Below are 18,764 nucleotides of genomic sequence, written 5' to 3' on the forward strand. Positions count from 1 at the left end.
CTCCTTTAGTCTTGAGTCGTTTCGAAGATACTGTCTAAGAGAGTTCGATTGCGAACTTCAATTTCTTCGATCATGCAGCCCTGTTCTTGCAAGACTTTCCATACCTGGCTGGCTTCTTTGGTTGTGAAGGAAAGAGCATTTTGCTTGATTTCAAGCCCTTGAATCTGGTCCAAAGTGCTGATAACTTCCTGATAAGTTAGTGGTACCGTAAAATGTTTTTCTTGTTCTTCACCACGCATGGCATAAGGTGTCGTATCCCGGATCAATTCACCCTTGTGGAGGACCAAAATGCGGTCAGCCGTATGTTCTACCTCTTCGATATAGTGAGAAGAGTAGACAATGGTGACACCATTTTTCTTTAACTGATTGACAATTTCCCAAAAATGCTGACGTGTCGAGGTATCCATGGCAGCAGTTGGTTCGTCCAAAAATAGAATTTTCGGACGACCTATTAGTGCCAACACGAAAGAGAACAAACGTTTTTGCCCACCAGACAACTTGCCCGCTAGCTGATTTTTCTGTTTGTCCGAAAATCTCAGCAAGTCATCAATTTCTTGATTGGAGAGACTGTTTGGATAGATTGATTGAAAGAAGGATAAGAGTTCTTTCACTTTCAAGTCTTGAACCACCGTATTTTCTTGAGGTAAGATAGAAATAAGCTGCTTTAATCGAGGATCTGTTGGTGCAAAGCCTTGAATAGCTATCTGACCTGAGCTCACGAACTTGTCGCCCAAGAGGCAATCAATCAAGGTCGTCTTACCTGCTCCGTTAGGTCCGATCAAGGCGACACATTCACCATCGTTGATTTCAAAGGAGATGTTCCGCAAGATCTCCTTGTCTTTTATTTTCTTACTCAATTTCTCAACTTTAATCACAGTCATGAGATTCTCCTTTCAACCACTTCATTCCCATAGGGAAAACGACGAAAATCATAAACCCAAAACCCCAAGCACCACGAATAAATTGGCGAAGCACGGTTTGGTCAAACCAACCAGTAAACATTTCCACTAACCATACCAAGAGTGATAGGCTGATAAAGAAATAGATGATTGCTTTTTTCATTCCTCAAACTCCTTTTTCACATCTCTGACCAATTTCAAACCTTCTCTGACAAGCCAAGACATCATTCCAAAGCCAGCAAAGAGCTCCCAAGGAAAATGGTAGAAACCCTCGTCCAATCCTGAAAACATGAGATAGGTCATAACTCCTGCTGCTACTAAACTCACTGCGACAATCATTTTATTTTTCATTTCTTCTTCCTCCATTTCATACTTCAATTATAGTCTTTTGAAGTTAACTGAGCTAGATGCTTCTGTCACTAGGAAATATGACAAATGTCATAAAAAAAGAAAGTTGCAAAATCAACTTTCTTTTTAATCAATTAAATTTTTATTCCACACTGAAAAGATATGGATATACAGGTTGTTGACCTTGGTGAATCTCTACTTCAACATCTTCAAATTCTTCTGCGATTTCTTGGGCAATTTCATTGGCAAGTTCTTCGCTTCCATCTTCACCGACATAGAAAGTCACGATTTCACTATCTTCGTCTAGCATGTGTTTCAAAGTTTCTGTCAAAGTTTGGTGCATATCAGGATTTGATACGAGAATCTTACCATCTACCATACCAAGATTGTCATTTTCATGAATTGCTAATCCATCGATAGTTGTGTCACGAACAGCTGTTGTTACACTACCGCTGACTACATCACCAAGAGCTGCAGTCATGCGTTCTTTGTTTTCTTCGATAGACTTGCTTGGATCAAAAGCAAGAAGGCTAGTCAAGCCTTGAGGAAGGGTACGAGCTTCTACAACAACAGCAGGTTGTTCAAGCACTTCAGCCGCAGACTGAGCTGCCATAAAGATATTTTTGTTGTTCGGCAAGAAGATGATGTTGCGAGCATTGACCTGTTCAACAGCCTTGATAAAGTCTTCTGTTGAAGGGTTCATCGTCTGACCACCTTCGATAACATAATCCACACCTTGGGCACGGAAGATATCTGCTAAACCTTGACCAGCTACTACTGCGATAAGGGCATATTCCTTCTCTTCAGCTGGCTTGCTGACTTGTGCTGCTTCTTTTTCAACTTGTGCTTCGTGTTGGTTGCGCATGTTGTCCACTTTAACCTTGACCAAGCTACCATATTTAAGCCCTTCTTGCATAACAAGACCTGGATCTTCGGTATGGACGTGAACTTTGACAATCTCATCATCGTTGACAACAAGTAGAGAATCCCCAAGGTCATTCAAGTAGTTACGGAATTCATCGTAGTCAAAGTCCTTAGAATAAGTTGGACCTTGTTTGAGGGCTACCATGATCTCCGTACAGTAACCGAAGGTAATATCCTCAGTCGCTACATGTCCAGCAACTGACTTGTGGTGTTCAGCATTGATCATTTCACTCATGTTGGCAGGAGTTGCTACAAAGTCCTCAGAAGCGCTGTATTCACCAGTGAGTGCTGAAAGGAAACCTTCATAGATGAATACCAAACCTTGGCCACCTGAGTCCACCACACCAACCTCTTTCAAGACTGGGAGCATTTCTGGTGTCTTAGCTAGAGCTCTCTTAGCACCTTCTAAGGCTGCACGCATGACCTCAACAGCATCATCTGTCTCCTCAGCTTTTTTCTTAGCCCCAATGGCCGCACCACGAGAAACTGTCAAAATAGTTCCTTCGACTGGTTTCATAACTGCCTTGTAGGCTACTTCGACACCGGATTGGAAAGCAAGAGCCAAGTCTTGACCTGTTAATTCGTCTTTTTCCTTAATAGCTTGGGAAAATCCACGGAAAAGTTGAGACGTGATAACTCCTGAGTTTCCACGCGCACCCATCAAGAGTCCCTTAGCAAGAATGCTCGCCACTTCTCCAACTGTAGAAGCTGGCTTGTCTGCTACTTCTTTGGCACCATTCTCGATGGTCATTCCCATGTTTGTCCCAGTATCTCCATCTGGAACTGGAAAGACGTTTAATGAATTGACATATTCTGCTTGCTTATTCAAACGAGTTGATGCAGCCTGCACCATCTCTTGGAATAAACTGGTAGTAATTTTTGACACGATTATTCTCCTACAACTTTGATATTTTGAATGTAGACATTCACAGTCTGAGCGGTGATTCCTAGTTGGTTTTCCAAACTAAAACGAACACGCTCTTGGATGTTTTTTGAGACTTCACTAATCTTTGTTCCGTAGCTCAACACGGTATAAACATCAACTGCAATACTGCCATCTTCGGCTGCTTTTACGACAACACCTTTTGCATAATTTTCCTTACCAAGGAGGGCTTGGAAATTATCTTTGAGGGTATTTTTGCTAGCCATACCGACCACACCAAAAATCTCAGTTGCTGCACCGCCTACAACGGTTGCAATCACTTCATCTGTTAGTTCGATTTGACCATCTTTTGTATTAATTTTTACAGTCATTTTTTTTACCTCAACTAGTTGATACTTTATTTTATCATATTTCATCCCAAGTGTAAAAGCAGAATGCTGTATTGGTAGATATTTACTCTATTTTTCAAATGATTTTATCCTTAGAGCAAAAGAAAAAGACCGCTTAGGTCTTTTCATTTTTATTAAACGCGTTCAACTTTACCTGATTTCAAAGCACGAGCTGAAGCCCAAACTTTTTTAGGTTTACCATCGATAAGAACAGTAACTTTTTGAAGGTTTGGTTTTACGGCACGTTTTGTTTGGTTCATCGCGTGTGAACGGTTGTTTCCTGATACAGTCTTACGACCTGTAAAGTAACATACTTTAGCCATTGTGTTTTCCTCCTATTAGATCTAATATAGCGGATGTGCTAGCACCACATACCGTACTATGTTATCACACTTTCTCTATTTTGGCAAGGAAATTAGGAGACTTTTTTTATTTGACGTAGACAACTTCTAATTTACCAAAAGCTACCTCTCCACGGATAATCAAGGTTTTGCTGGTTGGGGCTACAGGAGCATCTGCCTTGGCTACTCCACAAGAAGTCTCCACCTTCAGGTCCACTCTCCAGTGTTGGGGCACATAGATAACTGCATTCCCTAAACTGACTTCTACCTTCAAGGTTGCACTATCGCCTAACATCTCTGCATTGTCATAATAAATCTTGGCATTTCCACAGCTAACTTCAAACTGGTCTTCTACCAAGTCTTGGTCCTGTTTGTAAAAAGTTCCACTACCAAAGGAAACTTCCTTTTCTGTTAGAATGGTCTTTTCAGCGTCATACCACCATTTTTTCTCGTTCCATGTTTTGTTCGAATTAGTCAACATGCCAACTCCGAGAACTATTAGCACTCCCGCCCAGAACAGTGATTGATTGGGAATCGGTAAAATGTCATAAAAATGATTAGCAATCATGAGGGCTACTAGGGCTGTAAAGGAGGCTGAAGTGAAATGACGACGAAGGATTGCCTCAACTGATTGATAGGCAAAAAATCCAATACCAATCAAGGGCCAAATCTGCCCTCCAAATGAAGGGATTCCAAAATTCCCCTGTAATAATACTAAAGCTGCCAATACTAGCAACACAATACCAAATGCTTTCTTTTTCATCTTCTTACCTCATGTTTCTTAGATTTTCTTTTAGGAGGGATTGGTAATGTCGTGAGACATGAACCTCCTTGTGCGTCTGATAAAAGGAAATGGTGCCCGTTCCTGAAAAGGACTTGTCCACTGAGTAGATTTGACGGATGTTGGCGATGGTAGACTTGGATACTCGACTAAAATAGCGAGGCAAGATAGACTCCAACTCATAAAGTTTGAGACGAACTTCATAGGCTTCCTTCTGGTTATGAGCGTAGATCTTGCTCCCTTCAGTTTCAAAGAAGAGAATTTCTGACAGGTCTAGATAATATTCACCTGTCCCCTTGTAAAAAGTCAACCTCGGAGCCTTTGACTCTTGCAAAAGTCGTTGCAAGTCTGCAATTTCATCTGTCAAAGTGGGGGTCTTGATGACAATTTCAGTCTCCTCTAAATTGCCGTCAATCTCAATTCGTAACTTCATCACATCTCCTTTCTGACTCTACTATATCAAAGCTAAGATAGGAAAACAAGAGCAAAAAAGCAAGTAGTCAATCTGAAGCAGTAAGTGGTTGTAGGACTAGCTTAACTTACATGTCAGAATAGGAAGAAAAGAAACCCCCACATGAGTCCACAGGCATACCCAACCAGCACATCCTTGGGATAATGAACGCCCCCTAAAACCCTCACCAAGCCCAGCAAAGCTGAAAAGAGCAAGCATGCTAAGCCAACAGGTAGACTAACATGCAGACAGGCCATAGAGATGATAGTTGCCGAAAAGACATGGCGGCTGGGCATCGACTGTCCCGAGCTATCTTTTTCAAGCAGGGGACGGATGTCCCAAGTTTCATAAGGGCGTGGGTGGTTGATTTTCTTACGAAACAGGGACAAGACCACAAATCCTGATGCAGGAATAAGCACATAAACCCCAACTTGCTGACCAAGTTCTAGTTTCAGGCAAGTGGTGACTAGCAAGATCAGATAGACCAGGGGCATGGCGACTGTCATCAAACGATTGAAACTGCGCAATAGAAATAAAAGGGTGGGATGGCTGGTGAGTCTAGAGTTGATATTTCGATACCATTCTTGATAATTTTTCATCTATGCTTCTCATTCATTACTTTTTTGCCTACAGGTGAGACGTTTGTCTTCTAGTATAGTGTAGAAAAAGAAGGCCGTCAAGCCTTCTTTTGATTTATTCTTCTGCTTCGTCTTCTGTAAATTGACTATTGTACAAGTCGGCGTAGAAGCCACCTTGCGCCATCAGCTCCTCATGGTTGCCTTGTTCGATGATATTACCATCTTTCATGACAAGAATCAAGTCGGCATTACGAATAGTTGACAAGCGGTGGGCGATGACAAAGGAAGTTCTACCCTCCATCAAACGGTCCATGGCTTTCTGAATCAATTCCTCTGTACGTGTGTCGACTGAGGATGTCGCTTCATCCAAAATCAAGAGCGGTGCATCCTTGAGAAGGGCACGAGCAATGGTCAAGAGCTGTTTTTGTCCAACAGACAAGGTCACGGTGTCATCCAAAACAGTATCGTAGCCATCTGGCAAAGTCATGATAAAGTGGTGGATTCCCACAGCCTTGCTTGCTTCCATCATTCGTTCATCACTGATGCCCGTTTGATTGTAGATGAGATTTTCTCGAATCGTTCCTTCAAAGAGCCAAGTATCTTGCAAGACCATTGAAAAGGCATCGTGTACTTCTGAGCGCTTCATATCCTTGGTATCGACACCATCGATACGGATACTTCCCTTATCAATCTCATAGAACTTCATCAAAAGATTGACAATGGTTGTCTTACCAGCTCCAGTAGGCCCAACGATAGCGACCTTCTGGCCTGCATGAGCTGTCGCAGAAAAGTCATGGATGATGGTGCGTTCTGGTGTATAACCAAAGGATACGCGATCAAAGACCACTTCTCCTCTCATGCCAGTCAATTGTCTTTCCTTATGGGATTCATCCTGCATCTCAGCTTCACCTAGAAATTCAAAGACACGTCCCATGGCTGCACTCGCTTGTTGTAAGCTCGTAATCCCTTGGGCAATCTGTGACAGGGGTTGGGAGAAGGTCCGTACGTAAACCATAAAGGCTACAATAATCCCTATAGTGATATGCCCTTCTAGAGCAAGCGCGGCCCCAACAATGATGACCAAAACATAGCTAAAATTCCCAACAAAGAACATGGCTGGCATCATGATACCAGAGATAAACTGAGATTTCCAGATGCTGTCGTGCAAGTTTTGGTTTAAACCTGCAAATCTCGCTTTGGAGGTGTCCACTGCGTTGTAGCTGGTCACTACATTGTGGCCAGAGTACATCTCTTCCACATAACCATTGACGGCTGCTAGATTATTTTGTTGGGCTTTAAAATAACCCTGTGACTTGGCCATAATTACTGAAACCGCCGCAAAACCAACAAACGTAGAAACAACCGTTACCAGAGCTAAAATCCAGTTCATACTAAACATGGTCACCAAAACAGCAATCAACAAGAAGCTGGCTGAGATAACTGTTCCGAGACTTTGGTTGAGAGATTGCGCCGCTGTATCCACATCATTGGTCACGCGCGAAAGGGTGTCTCCTTGTGAATGACGGTCAAAATAGCCAAGTGGCAAACGATTGATTTTTTCAGCGATTGCTGTCCGCAAGCGTTTTGAAAAATGCTGAATGCTCGATGAAAAGATATAGGCCTGTGTATAGTTAAGGATAGCACCAAGTACATAGAGAATCACTAAAAAGCTAGCAATACTTGAAACAGCCTCTAAATCAATTCCTGTCATCAAACCATCTGAAATCAAGTTGGTAATTTCCTTAATCTTGGTTGGTCCATAAACAGTGATGATGCTTGAACATACAGCTGCTACAACCGCTACTAGTAGGGGAATTTGGAGACCTGCTAGAAAAGGTTTATAATATTTCCAAAAAGACATTTTCTTATTTTCCATGTTCCAATTCCTCCTTCGATAGTTGTGAGTAGGCAATTTCTTGGTAGACTTCGTTGGTAGCTAGAAGTTCCTTATGGGTGCCTTGTCCCACGACTTTTCCTTGATCCAAGACTAAGATCAGGTCAGCATCCATAATGGTAGAAATCCGCTGCGCTACGATGAGCTTGGTCATGGATTGTGTTTTCTCAGCTAGCTCTTGGCGTAAGATACGATCCGTCTTGTAGTCCAAGGCTGAGAAGGAGTCATCAAAAATGAGAATCTCTGGTTTACGAGCCAAGGCACGCGCAATGGCCAAACGCTGTCTTTGACCTCCTGAGAAGTTGGTTCCACCTTGGGCTACTTCTGATGCAAGTCCTACTTCCTTATCCTCTATGAAGCTTTTAGACTGGGCCAATTCAAGGGCTTGCCACATAGCAGCCTCGCTTAGAGGAGTTTCTTTGCTTTTGCCAAAGTCCAAGTTCCCCTTGACATCTCCAGAAAAGAGCACAGCTTTTTGAGGAATATAACCAACCTTGTTGCGCAAATCTTCCAAGTCATAGTCTTGAACATTAACTTCGTCCACTAGGATTTCTCCATCAGAAACATCGTAAAAACGTGGCAAGAGGTTGACAAGCGTAGACTTACCTGATCCAGTCGATCCGATGAAGGCTACGGTTTGACCCGCTTCTGCTTTGAAAGTGACATGTTCCACGACTGCTTCAGAGTTTTTAGAGTAGCGGAAAGTTACATCACGGAATTCCACTTGTCCTTGAACTGAAGGATCCGCTGTCTGTGCATGACTAGGATTTTCAATAGAAGAATGCAGATCCAATACTTGATTGATACGCCCTGCCGAAACCAAGGTACGAGGAAGAACGATAAAGAGTGCTCCCATGAGAAGGAAGCCCATCACGACCTGCATAGCATAGGACATGAAGACCACCATATCACTAAAGAGTGGCAAACGTTCTGCCAAACTTGCGTCGTTGATGATATAGGCACCAATCCAGTAAATGGCTAAACTTAGTCCACTTGAAATGGCCATCATGATCGGGTTCATAATCGCCATCAATCGATTGACAAAGAGATTGAGACGTGTCACCTCATCATTGGCTGCTTCAAATTTTTCATCTTGGTAATCCTCAGCATTGTATGCACGAACAACTCGAATCCCAGTCAAGCTTTCACGAGTGATGCTATTGAGTTTATCTGTCAATTTTTGGATGACAGATTGTTTTGGAAAGGCCAGAGTCATGAGAATAGTGGTCATCAAGACATTCACAATAACAGCCACAACCACTGCCCAGAGCCAGTATTCCGACTTCCCAAGGATTTTTCCAATGGCCCAGATGGCCATGATAGGCCCACGAGTCACTACCTGTAAGCCCATAGTAAAGAGCATCTGAATCTGAGTGATATCATTGGTCGTCCGAGTCAAAAGACTTGGGATTGAAAAACGTTTGATCTCTGTCTGCGAAAAATCCAAAACCTGATGAAATACATCAGTGCGTAGATGGGTTGTATAGGATGCTGCAACGCGAGCGGCAAAGAAACCAACCATAACAGATGAAAAGAAAGCCAATAAAGACAAACCAATCATCTTCGCAGCTGGTGACCAGAGTGCATCCAACTGCGTTCCAGACGTTCCAAGTAACTCTGTAATTTGTGAAATGTAGGTCGGTACCTCTAACTCGAGATAGACCGAGAAACAAGTGAAAAGAATCGTAAGGACAATCATCCCCCACTCTTTTCCTGTAATACGTTTAGCGAGTTTCTTCATTCTCTCCTCCTATCTTCTCAACATTTTCTTGCAATTGCCCGAGAACCTTTTCAAAGATTGCCAAGTCTGACTTGGAAACACCCTCTAGCAGACTCCTGTCAATCCGATCAAAAAACGCCTTGACCTCTTGCAGCTGAGAACGTGACTTGTCCGTCAAACGTACAAACTTGGCCCGCCTATCAACAGGGCTCGCCTCTAATTCCACCAAACCATTTTGCACCATGCGCTTGACCAAGTTACTCGCCACAGACTTGGTAATATTGAGTTCCTGCTCAATATCTTTAATCAAGACCAAGTCTTGGTTTTCCTCACGGCCATCCAAAAAACGTACAACCTGGCCTTGAGGTCCACCCATAAATTCAATACCACAGCGTTTGGCTTCTTTCTGCACCATCAGGTGAACCTGGTGCCCAAAACGTTTTAAAATTAACATCGGTTTGTCCATGATTGCTCCCTTCTAAATAAAAATAGTTCTCTTGAGAACAATTAAGTTTTCATGAGAACTATTTTACCACTTCCACAAAATATGTCAAGAAAAAAGTTTCCTTGAGAACTATTTTCTTGATAAAAAATCATCCTAAGCAAGTTTATTCTCGCTTAGGATGATTTTCTCTTCTTAAAATTAGAAGCCATCTACGTTGGTATAGATTTTTTGTACGTCTTCGTCGTCTTCAAGGACGCTGTAAAGTTTTTCAAAGGTTTCAAGGTCGTCCCCTGACAATTCCACTTCTGATTGAGGAATCATTTCCAATTCTGTCACTTGGAATTCTTCGATGCCAGACTCACGAAGGGCAACGATAGCCTTGTGAAGGTCTGTTGGAGCTGTGTAAACAGTAATTGTTCCTTCTTCTGCTTCTACATCGTCCACATCCACATCTGCTTCGAGCAATTGCTCAAAGACTGCATCAGCGTCCTCACCTGCAAATACGATCACACCCTTGTTGTCAAAGAGGTATGAAACAGAACCTGAAGCACCCATGTTTCCGCCGTTTTTACCAAAGGCAGCACGGACATTGGCTGCCGTACGGTTGACGTTTGAAGTCAAGGTATCAACGATCAGCATAGAACCATTTGGTCCAAATCCTTCGTAACGTCCTTCTGTAAAGGTTTCGTCTGTGTTTCCTTTTGCTTTATCAATCGCTTTATCGATAACGTGTTTTGGCACTTGGGCTTGTTTAGCACGATCGATAACGAATTTCAAAGCAGTGTTTGATTCTGGGTCTGGATCACCCTTTTTAGCTGCTACATAGATTTCTACACCAAATTTTGCATATACTTTAGAGTTAGCTCCATCTTTAGCCGTTTTCTTAGCTACGATATTGGCCCATTTACGTCCCATTAGGAATCTCCTTTTTTCACATTTTAATCTTTCTTATTATAACACAAGTCTATCTGATTTTCACTAGAGGAAATGGATTTTGTTCAGCAAATCCAGCTAGGATTGTCCTTTGGCTGCCAAGATTGCCTTGCCTTCTTTTATCAAGGGGTGACGGAAAAGCGAAAAGTACAGTTGGATGGTCATGGCAACCCAGATAAGGGGTTCGCAAAGGATAACTCCTCTATAGCCTGCCCAAGGGATAATCAAGACCACAAAAGCAGTTTTACCGATTAGTTCGATAAAACTAGATACCAGAGGAAGGACTTTTTGCCCCAAGCCCTGCAAACAATTCCGATAAATCAACAAGAGACTCAAAATCGGATAAAAGATTGAACTAATTTGCAGGTAGAGGCTACCATTTTCTACCAAGTATCCATCCGTCGAACTGGCCAAGAAGGAAACCAAGGTCGGACTAGCAAAAAAGAGAAAGATACAGACAAAACCTGCCCAAGACATGCTCAGGCGACTCCCAATACCAAGCCCTTGGACAATGCGGTCTGGTCGCTTAGCCCCAAGATTCTGAGAGGCAAAGGTCGTCATGGCAGAAGAAACAGCCGTCATCGGAAGCAGAGCAAAGGCCATAATGCGACGCGCCGCCGTCTGAGCACTAATAATCACTGCGCCAAAAGTATTGACAGAAGACTGTAAAATCACACTACCAATAGACACAATCGAACTCATCAAGCCCATAGCCAAACCTTGCTCCAAAAGATCCGCATACAAGGCCTTGTTCCATTTAAAATGCTTGAATTGAGGGAGCAGTTCTGGAACACTCTTGCGAATATAGAAAAAGCAAAGAACCGCTGACAACCCTTGTGAAATGATGGTAGCAAGGCCCGCAGATTGAACTCCCAGATGCAGTTGCGTAATAAAATACAAATCCAGAACTACATTAACCAAAGCAGAAAAAATCAGGAATCCAAGAGCTGCTAGACTGTCTCCAATGGACCGCAACAAGCCTGCAAAGAGGTTATAGGCAAAGCTAACGCCTACACAGGTCACAATCATGGAAATATATTGATAGGACTGAGGAAGGATTTCTGGAGGGGTATCCAGGTATTGCAAGAGTGGATACAGACCGACGAATCCCATCAGCATGACCAAAATACTGAGAAGCCCTCCTAAAATCCAGGTTGCTGCTACTGCTTCTTTAATTTTAGTGAAATTACGAGCTCCATAATAGCGGGCAATGACGATCCCCATGCCATTTCCAACACCGAGAGTAAAGCCTATAATCAAGTCAAAAATGGCCGTTGTCGCCCCTACTGCAGCTAAGGAATCTTGACCAAGAAAACGCCCAACAATCAAGACGTCAGCTGTATTATAGAGTTGCTGAAAAATATTTGACAGCAAGATTGGAAAAGCAAAGCTTAACAGTGCCGGAAGAATAGGACCATGTATCAAGTCCACTGATCGTTTCTTATTCATAAGCCTATTATATCAGCTTGCTAGAGGAGCGACAAGGATTGCTTGGATTTCTTGAAATCAATTGCTTATAGGGAGACAATTTGCTATAATCAAGAAAAGGAGGTCATTTATGAGTTTGACCAGTCAATTAATAACCAATGCATTTCCCGATCTTGATAAGGTTGAAAAGCTAAACAAGGAAGCTTTCCCCGAGGAAGAACGAGTCCCTCTGTCTGAGTTCTTGCGCTATCAGGACCGAGATGACGCCCACTTTTTTGCCTTTTATAATGAAGAAGAGTTTGTCGGCTTTGCCTTCTCCATCTCCAATCAAAAAGCCTTCTATATAAGCTTTTTTGCCATCATGCCCCACCTGAGAAGCCACGGGTACGGAAAGGAAATCATCGAAAAGCTGACCGATTTTTACCAGCGAACCATGTTGCTGGAAGTCGAGCGATTGGATGAAGAATGCGATAATTTGGAGCAGAGAAAGGCTCGCATGGATTTCTATCGCCAAAATGGTTTCAAAACAGCCAACGCTTTTCTAGAGTACGATGATTTGAGTTTTGAAATCCTCTATCGTGGCGACCATTTTGACGAAGAAGCCTATCGCGACATCTTCCAAAAGTTACAGGATGAACATTATTTTGACTTTCATATCGAATACCGTCGTTTTAGTGATCATTAGTTCTTTCATCTGAAATAAACATAAAAAGTAGCAGTTCCTATCTGCTACTTTTTATGTTATTCTTCAATTTCGATTTCAAGTCCCTCGCCTAGGTCAAGTGTTACTTCTTGGTTAGGTGCTAGATCCTCAACGACAGAAGTAGGAGTTGTTCCTTCTTCATCTTCAATCAAGCCATATTGAACACGGACTTGATGGTCGATGGCATCAAAGACTTCTGGGTGATCTGCCAAGTATTTCTTAGCATTTTCAGAACCCTGACCGATCTTTTCATCCTTGTAAGAGTACCAAGCTCCTGCTTTTTTGATGATATCCAAATCACTTGCAATCTTCAAGAGCTCACCGGTCTTAGAAATACCTTCTCCGTACATGATTTCAACAAAGGCTTCCTTAAATGGTGGAGCCACCTTGTTTTTCACGACCTTGATCTTGGTTTCCTTACCGACATTGGTATCTTTTTGGTCACCAGTTCCTTTGATTTGTGTGCTTCCACGAACATCCAAACGGACTGAAGCGTAGAATTTCAAAGCACGTCCACCAGGTGTTGTTTCTGGATTTCCAAACATAACCCCAACTTTTTCACGCAATTGGTTGATAAAGATGGCAATTGTTTTGGTTTTATTGATAGAAGCTCCGAGTTTACGCATGGCCTGGCTCATCATACGAGCTTGCAAACCAACGTGACTATCTCCAATATCCCCATCAATTTCCGCACGAGGTACAAGGGCCGCAACCGAGTCGATAACGACAAGGTCAACTGCACCTGAGTCAATCAATTTTCCAGCAATTTCAAGACCTTGTTCACCTGAGTCTGGTTGTGACAAGAGCAATTCGTCAATGTTCACACCAAGGGCTGCAGCATAGGCTGGGTCAAGAGCATGTTCCGCATCGATAAAGGCTGCAATACCGCCTTCTTTCTGTGCTTGCGCAACAGCGTGAAGGGCAACCGTTGTCTTACCAGAAGACTCTGGTCCGTAGATTTCGATGATACGTCCCTTAGGATAACCACCTGAACCAAGGGCAATGTCAAGTGCCAATGACCCTGAACTCATCACTTGCACTTTTTGCTCCGCGCGCTCACCCAAGCGCATGATTGATCCTTTACCAAAGTCTTTCTCAATCAATTTCAGGGCATCGTTCAATGCTTTTTCACGGTCAGCCCCAAATTTTTTCCCAATTTCATCTAATTTTTTTGTTGGTTTTTTCGCCATTCTATTCTCCTGTATTCTAATAGTCCTAAGACCTATTTACTATTATATCAAAAGTTAGTCACTTAATAAAGCCTTGCGAACTAGGTTAAAGGCATGCATGACCGCGATGTGACGTACATCTGCTCGACTCCGCCCTGCGATATTAGCCTTGATAACCTCTGCCCCTTTTGCATGCGCCAAGCCAATAAAGACTGTCCCAGCTGGATGCCCCTCTAGGCTATCTGGCCCAGCCACACCCGTCAAACTGACTCCATAATCAGACTGAGTCTTGAGCCGTGCCTGCTCTGCCATTTTTTTAGCCGTAAACTCTGAAACGACCCCGTGTTCTTTCAGCTCTTGCTCGGAAATATCCAGCATCTTGGACTTTTCTTCTAAACTGTATGTGACAAAACCGCCATTAAAAATGGCAGAAACGCCTGAAAAGTCTGCTAATGTCGCTTGAAAAAGGCCTGCCGTCAAGCTCTCTGCTGCAGTAATGCTTTTCTTTCTCTTCTTAAGCTCTTCTACAACGACACTTGCTAGGCTGCTCTCCTCCCCATATCCATAACAGATGTCTCGCAAAGAGAGTCCCTCGAAAGTCTGGCGATCTAAGATTTGATTTTCCAAGGTGTCCAATGCTTGATCAGCCTTTTCTTGACTGACTGCTTTTGTAGACAAGCGCAAGGTCACCTCTCCCGTTTTGGCATAGGGAGCTAAGGTCGGATCTGTTTGATGGTCAATCAAATCCGCCAAAATGGTCACCAACTGACTTTCACCAATCCCAAAGAAACGGAGCACTCGTGAGTACAACTTGGTACCAGTCATTAACTTAGGTAAGAGTTGATTTAAGACCATGGGTTTCAACTCACTTGGCGGTCCTGGGAGGACCACGTAAGTCACGCCATCCACTTCCGACACCCCTCCTACTGCTAAACCTGTCTCATTTGGCAGTGGAGTTGCCCCTTCTACAATTTGGGCTTGGCGCTCATTATTCGGTGTCCGAGCATAGTCTGGCCTTTGAGCAAAAAATTGATCGAGTTTTTCTTGCGCTTGAGGGTCAAACACTAAGTTTTTTCCAAAAAATTTTGCCAGAGTTTGTTTGGTTAAATCATCCTCAGTTGGCCCTAAGCCCCCTGTCAAAATGACTAGACTACTACGCGAACTCGCAATCTCTAGCAAGGACATGAGACGCGCTTCATTATCTCCCACAGCTGTTTGGAAGTAGACATCTACTCCAATTTCTGCTAGCTTTTCTGATAAAAACTGGGCGTTGGTATTGACAATCTGCCCTGTTAAAATTTCCGTTCCTACAGCAATGATTTCTGCTTTCATCTTTCATCTTTCCTCCTACCTATCTATTCGAATTTTTTTGAAAAAATCGCAGGAAAGTCCCACGATTTGATTTTTCATTTTATTCTATTTCCTCACTTGAAACATTTGTTGAAGGCACTGTTCGACCATAAAGATTTTCATACAGAACAGCGTTGGTCTCCAACTCTGCTACATCCTCTCTCCCTAGGGAACGACGCAAGAGATTTTGCATTTCTAGCATATGCTCTCTCGTTACGATTTGGTAAGAGATTCCTTGCAACTCAGCATCTTCACCACGAAGTTGATGAGTTTCGATGTTTTTAAAGGAATCTTGGTAACCAAGTAGTTGTGGGATACTGGAGGCAGACAAATCAACATTTGTCTGCATATTATCACTAAGCGCTTTTAAGATAGCTTGATAATGACTGATACTATTGAGGCTCAAGACCTTTTCCATAATCTTTTGAATGACTTCACGTTGACGTTTTTGACGACCATAGTCTCCCTCAGGATCCTGATAACGCATCCGTGAATAGACCAGGGCTTCCTCACCATTCAAAGTTTGCTCACCGACTCCAATCGAGATTTTATTAAATTCTTCCTGATCAGCAATCGAAATTGGAAAACCGAGTGTATTGTTGACGGTGATGCCCCCAACTGCATCAACTAGCTGTTGGAGTCCTTGCATGTTGACCATCACATAGCGGTCAATGTGGATATTCATCATCTTTTGAATAGTAGAAATTGCAAGTTCCGCACCGCCATTGGCATAGGCAGCATTGAGTTTTGCTTCCTGAACTTGACCGTTTCCAGTCTCAATCTTGGTCAAAATGTCCCGTTCCAAACTCATCATAGTGGTTTTCTTGGTTTTGGGATTAACCGTCAAGAGAATCATAGAATCACTATTTCCCGCCCAGGGGTCTGTACGTTCCACATTTCCCGTATCCACCCCCATCAAGAGAATAGTTAAAGGCTCTGTCGCTTCGATAACGTTGGTTTCTTCACCAATTTTCTTATAAGTTTTTTTACTTAAGGTTTCAGTTCCTTGATAATAAATAGTATAGGCATATGCACCCACACCTAAAGCCGTTACGGCTAGAAAAGCTAGTAGCATTCCGATTATTTTTTTTACCATCTTATCATTTATCTATCAGTCTACCCATCAGGTAAACGTCTAAAAATATCCCTTCTTTTAAATAGGCTCCTCTTTCTTGTAAGCCTTCTGTAACAAATCCAAATTTTGAATAGAGGTGGATAGCTGCCTCGTTGCGCTTTTGTACACTGAGCTGCAAACGACGCAGAACTCCACTGGTTTTAGCCCACTCAATTCCTTCTTCAAGGAGTATGCTTCCTAAGCCATGATTCCAAAACTTCCTTTGGATGACCAAAAAGATATCCCCAATGTGACGAATCCGTATACGTTGCTCTGCCGTGATGTTCAAAACACCTGCAATTTCATCATTCAGGAGAGCTAGGAGAGTGATTTGGTTATCTGAAGTCGCTTGCTTTTCAATAAAAAGCGCCATTTCAGATTCTGTCATCAGGATACCATTTTCATCTAAACTGGTGAAATCTGTCTCCTGTCCAACTAAATCCAAGAATGCAACCAAAGCAGCGGCATCATGAGCTTCAGCCTCACGAATACAAAGTTCATACTCCATCTTGAAGCTCCTTGATCAATTCCTCAGCACGAGAACCCTGAGCGGTAAAATAGAGGCGACGACCCTCAGCCTCTTTCAAGAGTTCCAACTCCAAGTAGGAATCTGGCAAATCCTCACCCAAAAGATGTCCCCACTCGATAACGGTCACACCACCACCAAAGAGAAACTCATCCAAGTCAATCGAATCAGCATCCCCCTCAATCCGATAGACATCCAAATGGTAGAGCGGAAGGCGACCCTCATACTCTCTCACGATGGTGTAGGTTGGACTTTTGATCATCTGATGAATACCCAAGCCCTTGGCAAGACCCTTTGTAAAGGTTGTTTTACCAGCACCCAATTCCCCAGACAAGATCAAAACATCATTTTTTTGGAGCAAGGTTCCTAGGCGTTCTCCCAGATTGATCAGCTCTTCTTCATTTTTTGTGTACATGCTACTATTATACCAAAAAGTTTTCTTTTGTGTGAATTTTCTTTACAAACTTACTATAACAATTTTGGTAAAATAAGGGATTTTTATTGATAGAAAAGTGTTTTTAAAAAAATATACACATGGCGCTAACAAGTAAAATATCTCGGATTACGTGCCCGTAAAAAGAAAATTCTCTTCTCATAGATTTTGGAAACAAAAACCGAGCAAAAATGAATCCCAAACCAACATAAAAAACAATGGATAAAACCGTCATTGGATTTCTCAAGAACAGCAAGGTTGCCAGAACTGTCAGGACAACTGTTTTTTTCTTATTGAGAGCGGTTCCCAAATCTCGGCTGTATTTTTCAAACGGTAAAAAGGCAAGTAAATCAATGCCAAATAAGAAAAAGAAGGAAGGCAAGAAAAGATCTACTAACTCTTGCTGAAAAGCTGTCTGTGTTAAAATAGTCTCCGACAACACCAGACAGACGCCTACTAGGTTTAAAACCAACAAGATACTATAAAATAGTTTCACTTTTTTCTGACTGTTTATAATGCTATGAACATCCTGATCTCGAGTATAAAAGAAATTCATCCCTGCGCACAGACCTGATGCCAATACGATAAACACTAGAAAATAGGCACTAGATTGCTTTAAAGTCAATGCTGGCCCCGTCCACAGCAAGCAGCTACTCAAACTAATCTGGAGCAAAGCCAACAACAATAAGATGCGAATTGATTTCACCATTTTCATTCTCCCTTCGTATAAATGATTATACTCTTAGAAAAATGAAAAAGAGTTTCCTCAGCTCAAATGTCGTTTTTTGACGCTCAACTGACCAAAAACTAGGCGAAGTAATTGAAATAGACTACTCTTCCAGTTTTTCTTAATCTTTGAACCAAAGGGCAATCTCGCATTTGGTAGACACTTCTGAGTCTGATCCATGGACAATATTTTGACTTGCCTCATCTTCTCCTGCTGCTTGAACAACATCTCTACGAATGATACTTGGTAGGACCTCGTCTGGGCAAATCGCTCCCATCATTTTGCGCCAACTTTCGGTTACTTTAACTCCAGAAATTACATCAACTACAACTTGTCCTGAAGCTATAAAATTTCGAATGGGTGGGTAAAAATCTTTCCCTACCAAATCTTGATAATGCTGATCAAATCAATTCAGCTGAAACAGATGGATGAAATGCTAATTTTTCAAGCTGAAAACCGCGCTTTTCGATCCTTTGCAAGACTTCTCACACCAGACCTTGTCTCACATCATCTGGCTTAATGATAAAACATATTTGTTCCACGCCTATCCCTTTTACACTTTTATTCTTCTATTTTATTCCATCATTGGAAATTTATGGAAAATTTTTCTGAAATTGGCAAGCTCTATCATTTCTAAAGTAGGTAAATCTTAACATTCAAATTGCTTGAAGAGCTTGCCAGCGATAAGAGCCTTAACGTTAGGTTTCATCCATAACCTGACGCAAAAC

General features: G+C 42.3%; 21 protein-coding genes and 1 pseudogene. 1 reads left to right on the plus strand and 21 read right to left on the minus strand.

Annotated features, from left to right (window positions below; genetic code table 11):
- Positions 1–5: 5 nt before the first annotated feature.
- The 14 genes from GOM47_RS08255 to GOM47_RS08320 all read right to left on the minus strand — a co-directional run bounded on the left by GOM47_RS08255 (position 6) and on the right by GOM47_RS08320 (position 12,035).
- Positions 6–881 carry an ABC transporter ATP-binding protein gene (locus GOM47_RS08255; protein ID WP_000216047.1) on the minus strand — a complete coding sequence of 292 codons (876 nt, stop codon included), beginning with the start codon at positions 879–881 and terminating at the stop codon, positions 6–8.
- Positions 868–1,062, minus strand: a complete 195-nt coding sequence (locus GOM47_RS08260; RefSeq protein ID WP_000709170.1) for a hypothetical protein — start codon at positions 1,060–1,062, stop codon at positions 868–870. Before GOM47_RS08260 ends, GOM47_RS08255 begins: the two co-directional genes overlap by 14 nt.
- Positions 1,059–1,265 (minus strand): hypothetical protein, encoded by a 207-nt coding sequence (locus GOM47_RS08265; protein ID WP_000390701.1) that lies wholly within the window; start codon positions 1,263–1,265, stop codon positions 1,059–1,061. Before GOM47_RS08265 ends, GOM47_RS08260 begins: the two co-directional genes overlap by 4 nt.
- A 124-nt stretch (positions 1,266–1,389) precedes the next feature.
- Complete coding sequence (locus tag GOM47_RS08270; RefSeq protein ID WP_235080502.1) at positions 1,390–3,057, minus strand: DAK2 domain-containing protein; 1,668 nt, start codon at positions 3,055–3,057, stop codon at positions 1,390–1,392.
- Between the two features lie 2 nt (positions 3,058–3,059).
- On the minus strand, positions 3,060–3,425 hold the full coding sequence (locus tag GOM47_RS08275; RefSeq protein WP_000216441.1) for an Asp23/Gls24 family envelope stress response protein: 366 nt from the start codon (positions 3,423–3,425) through the stop codon (positions 3,060–3,062).
- Between the two features lie 152 nt (positions 3,426–3,577).
- Positions 3,578–3,766: a 50S ribosomal protein L28 gene (rpmB, locus tag GOM47_RS08280; protein ID WP_001140948.1), complete on the minus strand. Its 189-nt coding sequence runs from the start codon at positions 3,764–3,766 to the stop codon at positions 3,578–3,580.
- A gap of 106 nt (positions 3,767–3,872) precedes the next feature.
- Positions 3,873–4,547 carry a LiaF transmembrane domain-containing protein gene (locus tag GOM47_RS08285; protein WP_036758119.1) on the minus strand — a complete coding sequence of 225 codons (675 nt, stop codon included), beginning with the start codon at positions 4,545–4,547 and terminating at the stop codon, positions 3,873–3,875.
- A gap of 4 nt (positions 4,548–4,551) precedes the next feature.
- Positions 4,552–4,998, minus strand: coding sequence for a LytTR family DNA-binding domain-containing protein (locus GOM47_RS08290; RefSeq protein ID WP_000776591.1), 447 nt, complete (start codon positions 4,996–4,998; stop codon positions 4,552–4,554).
- A gap of 113 nt (positions 4,999–5,111) precedes the next feature.
- Entirely contained in the window at positions 5,112–5,615 is a 504-nt protein-coding gene (locus GOM47_RS08295; protein WP_235080503.1) for a phosphatase PAP2 family protein, read from the minus strand.
- A 94-nt stretch (positions 5,616–5,709) separates the two neighbouring features.
- Positions 5,710–7,470 (minus strand): ABC transporter ATP-binding protein, encoded by a 1,761-nt coding sequence (locus GOM47_RS08300; protein ID WP_235080504.1) that lies wholly within the window; start codon positions 7,468–7,470, stop codon positions 5,710–5,712.
- Positions 7,460–9,229: an ABC transporter ATP-binding protein gene (locus tag GOM47_RS08305; protein ID WP_235080505.1), complete on the minus strand. Its 1,770-nt coding sequence runs from the start codon at positions 9,227–9,229 to the stop codon at positions 7,460–7,462. Before GOM47_RS08305 ends, GOM47_RS08300 begins: the two co-directional genes overlap by 11 nt.
- Positions 9,213–9,674 (minus strand): MarR family winged helix-turn-helix transcriptional regulator, encoded by a 462-nt coding sequence (locus tag GOM47_RS08310; RefSeq protein ID WP_235080506.1) that lies wholly within the window; start codon positions 9,672–9,674, stop codon positions 9,213–9,215. The genes GOM47_RS08305 and GOM47_RS08310 overlap by 17 nt, the downstream gene beginning before the upstream one ends.
- A gap of 177 nt (positions 9,675–9,851) precedes the next feature.
- Positions 9,852–10,568, minus strand: a complete 717-nt coding sequence (locus GOM47_RS08315) for a YebC/PmpR family DNA-binding transcriptional regulator (RefSeq protein ID WP_000532893.1) — start codon at positions 10,566–10,568, stop codon at positions 9,852–9,854.
- Between the two features lie 96 nt (positions 10,569–10,664).
- Positions 10,665–12,035, minus strand: a complete 1,371-nt coding sequence (locus tag GOM47_RS08320) for an MATE family efflux transporter (protein WP_235080507.1) — start codon at positions 12,033–12,035, stop codon at positions 10,665–10,667.
- A 109-nt stretch (positions 12,036–12,144) separates the two neighbouring features.
- On the opposite strand from GOM47_RS08320, the gene GOM47_RS08325 reads away from it, so the two are divergent.
- Positions 12,145–12,699 carry a GNAT family N-acetyltransferase gene (locus GOM47_RS08325; protein ID WP_235080508.1) on the plus strand — a complete coding sequence of 185 codons (555 nt, stop codon included), beginning with the start codon at positions 12,145–12,147 and terminating at the stop codon, positions 12,697–12,699.
- 56 nt (positions 12,700–12,755) lie between these two features.
- Here GOM47_RS08325 and recA read toward each other — a convergent pair whose 3' ends face one another.
- From recA to GOM47_RS08360, 7 genes and pseudogenes are all read right to left on the minus strand, one after another.
- Complete coding sequence (gene recA, locus GOM47_RS08330; protein WP_235080509.1) at positions 12,756–13,907, minus strand: recombinase RecA; 1,152 nt, start codon at positions 13,905–13,907, stop codon at positions 12,756–12,758.
- Between the two features lie 54 nt (positions 13,908–13,961).
- Positions 13,962–15,218: a competence/damage-inducible protein A gene (locus GOM47_RS08335; RefSeq protein WP_235080510.1), complete on the minus strand. Its 1,257-nt coding sequence runs from the start codon at positions 15,216–15,218 to the stop codon at positions 13,962–13,964.
- 79 nt (positions 15,219–15,297) lie between these two features.
- Entirely contained in the window at positions 15,298–16,332 is a 1,035-nt protein-coding gene (gene brpA, locus GOM47_RS08340; RefSeq protein ID WP_235080511.1) for a biofilm formation/cell division transcriptional regulator BrpA, read from the minus strand.
- A gap of 4 nt (positions 16,333–16,336) precedes the next feature.
- Positions 16,337–16,858, minus strand: a complete 522-nt coding sequence (locus GOM47_RS08345) for a GNAT family N-acetyltransferase (RefSeq protein ID WP_000455507.1) — start codon at positions 16,856–16,858, stop codon at positions 16,337–16,339.
- Positions 16,848–17,291: a tRNA (adenosine(37)-N6)-threonylcarbamoyltransferase complex ATPase subunit type 1 TsaE gene (gene tsaE, locus GOM47_RS08350; protein ID WP_235080512.1), complete on the minus strand. Its 444-nt coding sequence runs from the start codon at positions 17,289–17,291 to the stop codon at positions 16,848–16,850. Before tsaE ends, GOM47_RS08345 begins: the two co-directional genes overlap by 11 nt.
- A 103-nt stretch (positions 17,292–17,394) precedes the next feature.
- Positions 17,395–18,018, minus strand: coding sequence for a hypothetical protein (locus GOM47_RS08355; RefSeq protein ID WP_235080513.1), 624 nt, complete (start codon positions 18,016–18,018; stop codon positions 17,395–17,397).
- 139 nt (positions 18,019–18,157) lie between these two features.
- Positions 18,158–18,578, minus strand: a pseudogene (locus GOM47_RS08360) (nucleoside-diphosphate kinase).
- Positions 18,579–18,764: the final 186 nt, after the last annotated feature.

The organism is Streptococcus oralis (assembly GCF_021497945.1).
Classification (GTDB): domain Bacteria; phylum Bacillota; class Bacilli; order Lactobacillales; family Streptococcaceae; genus Streptococcus; species Streptococcus oralis_BR.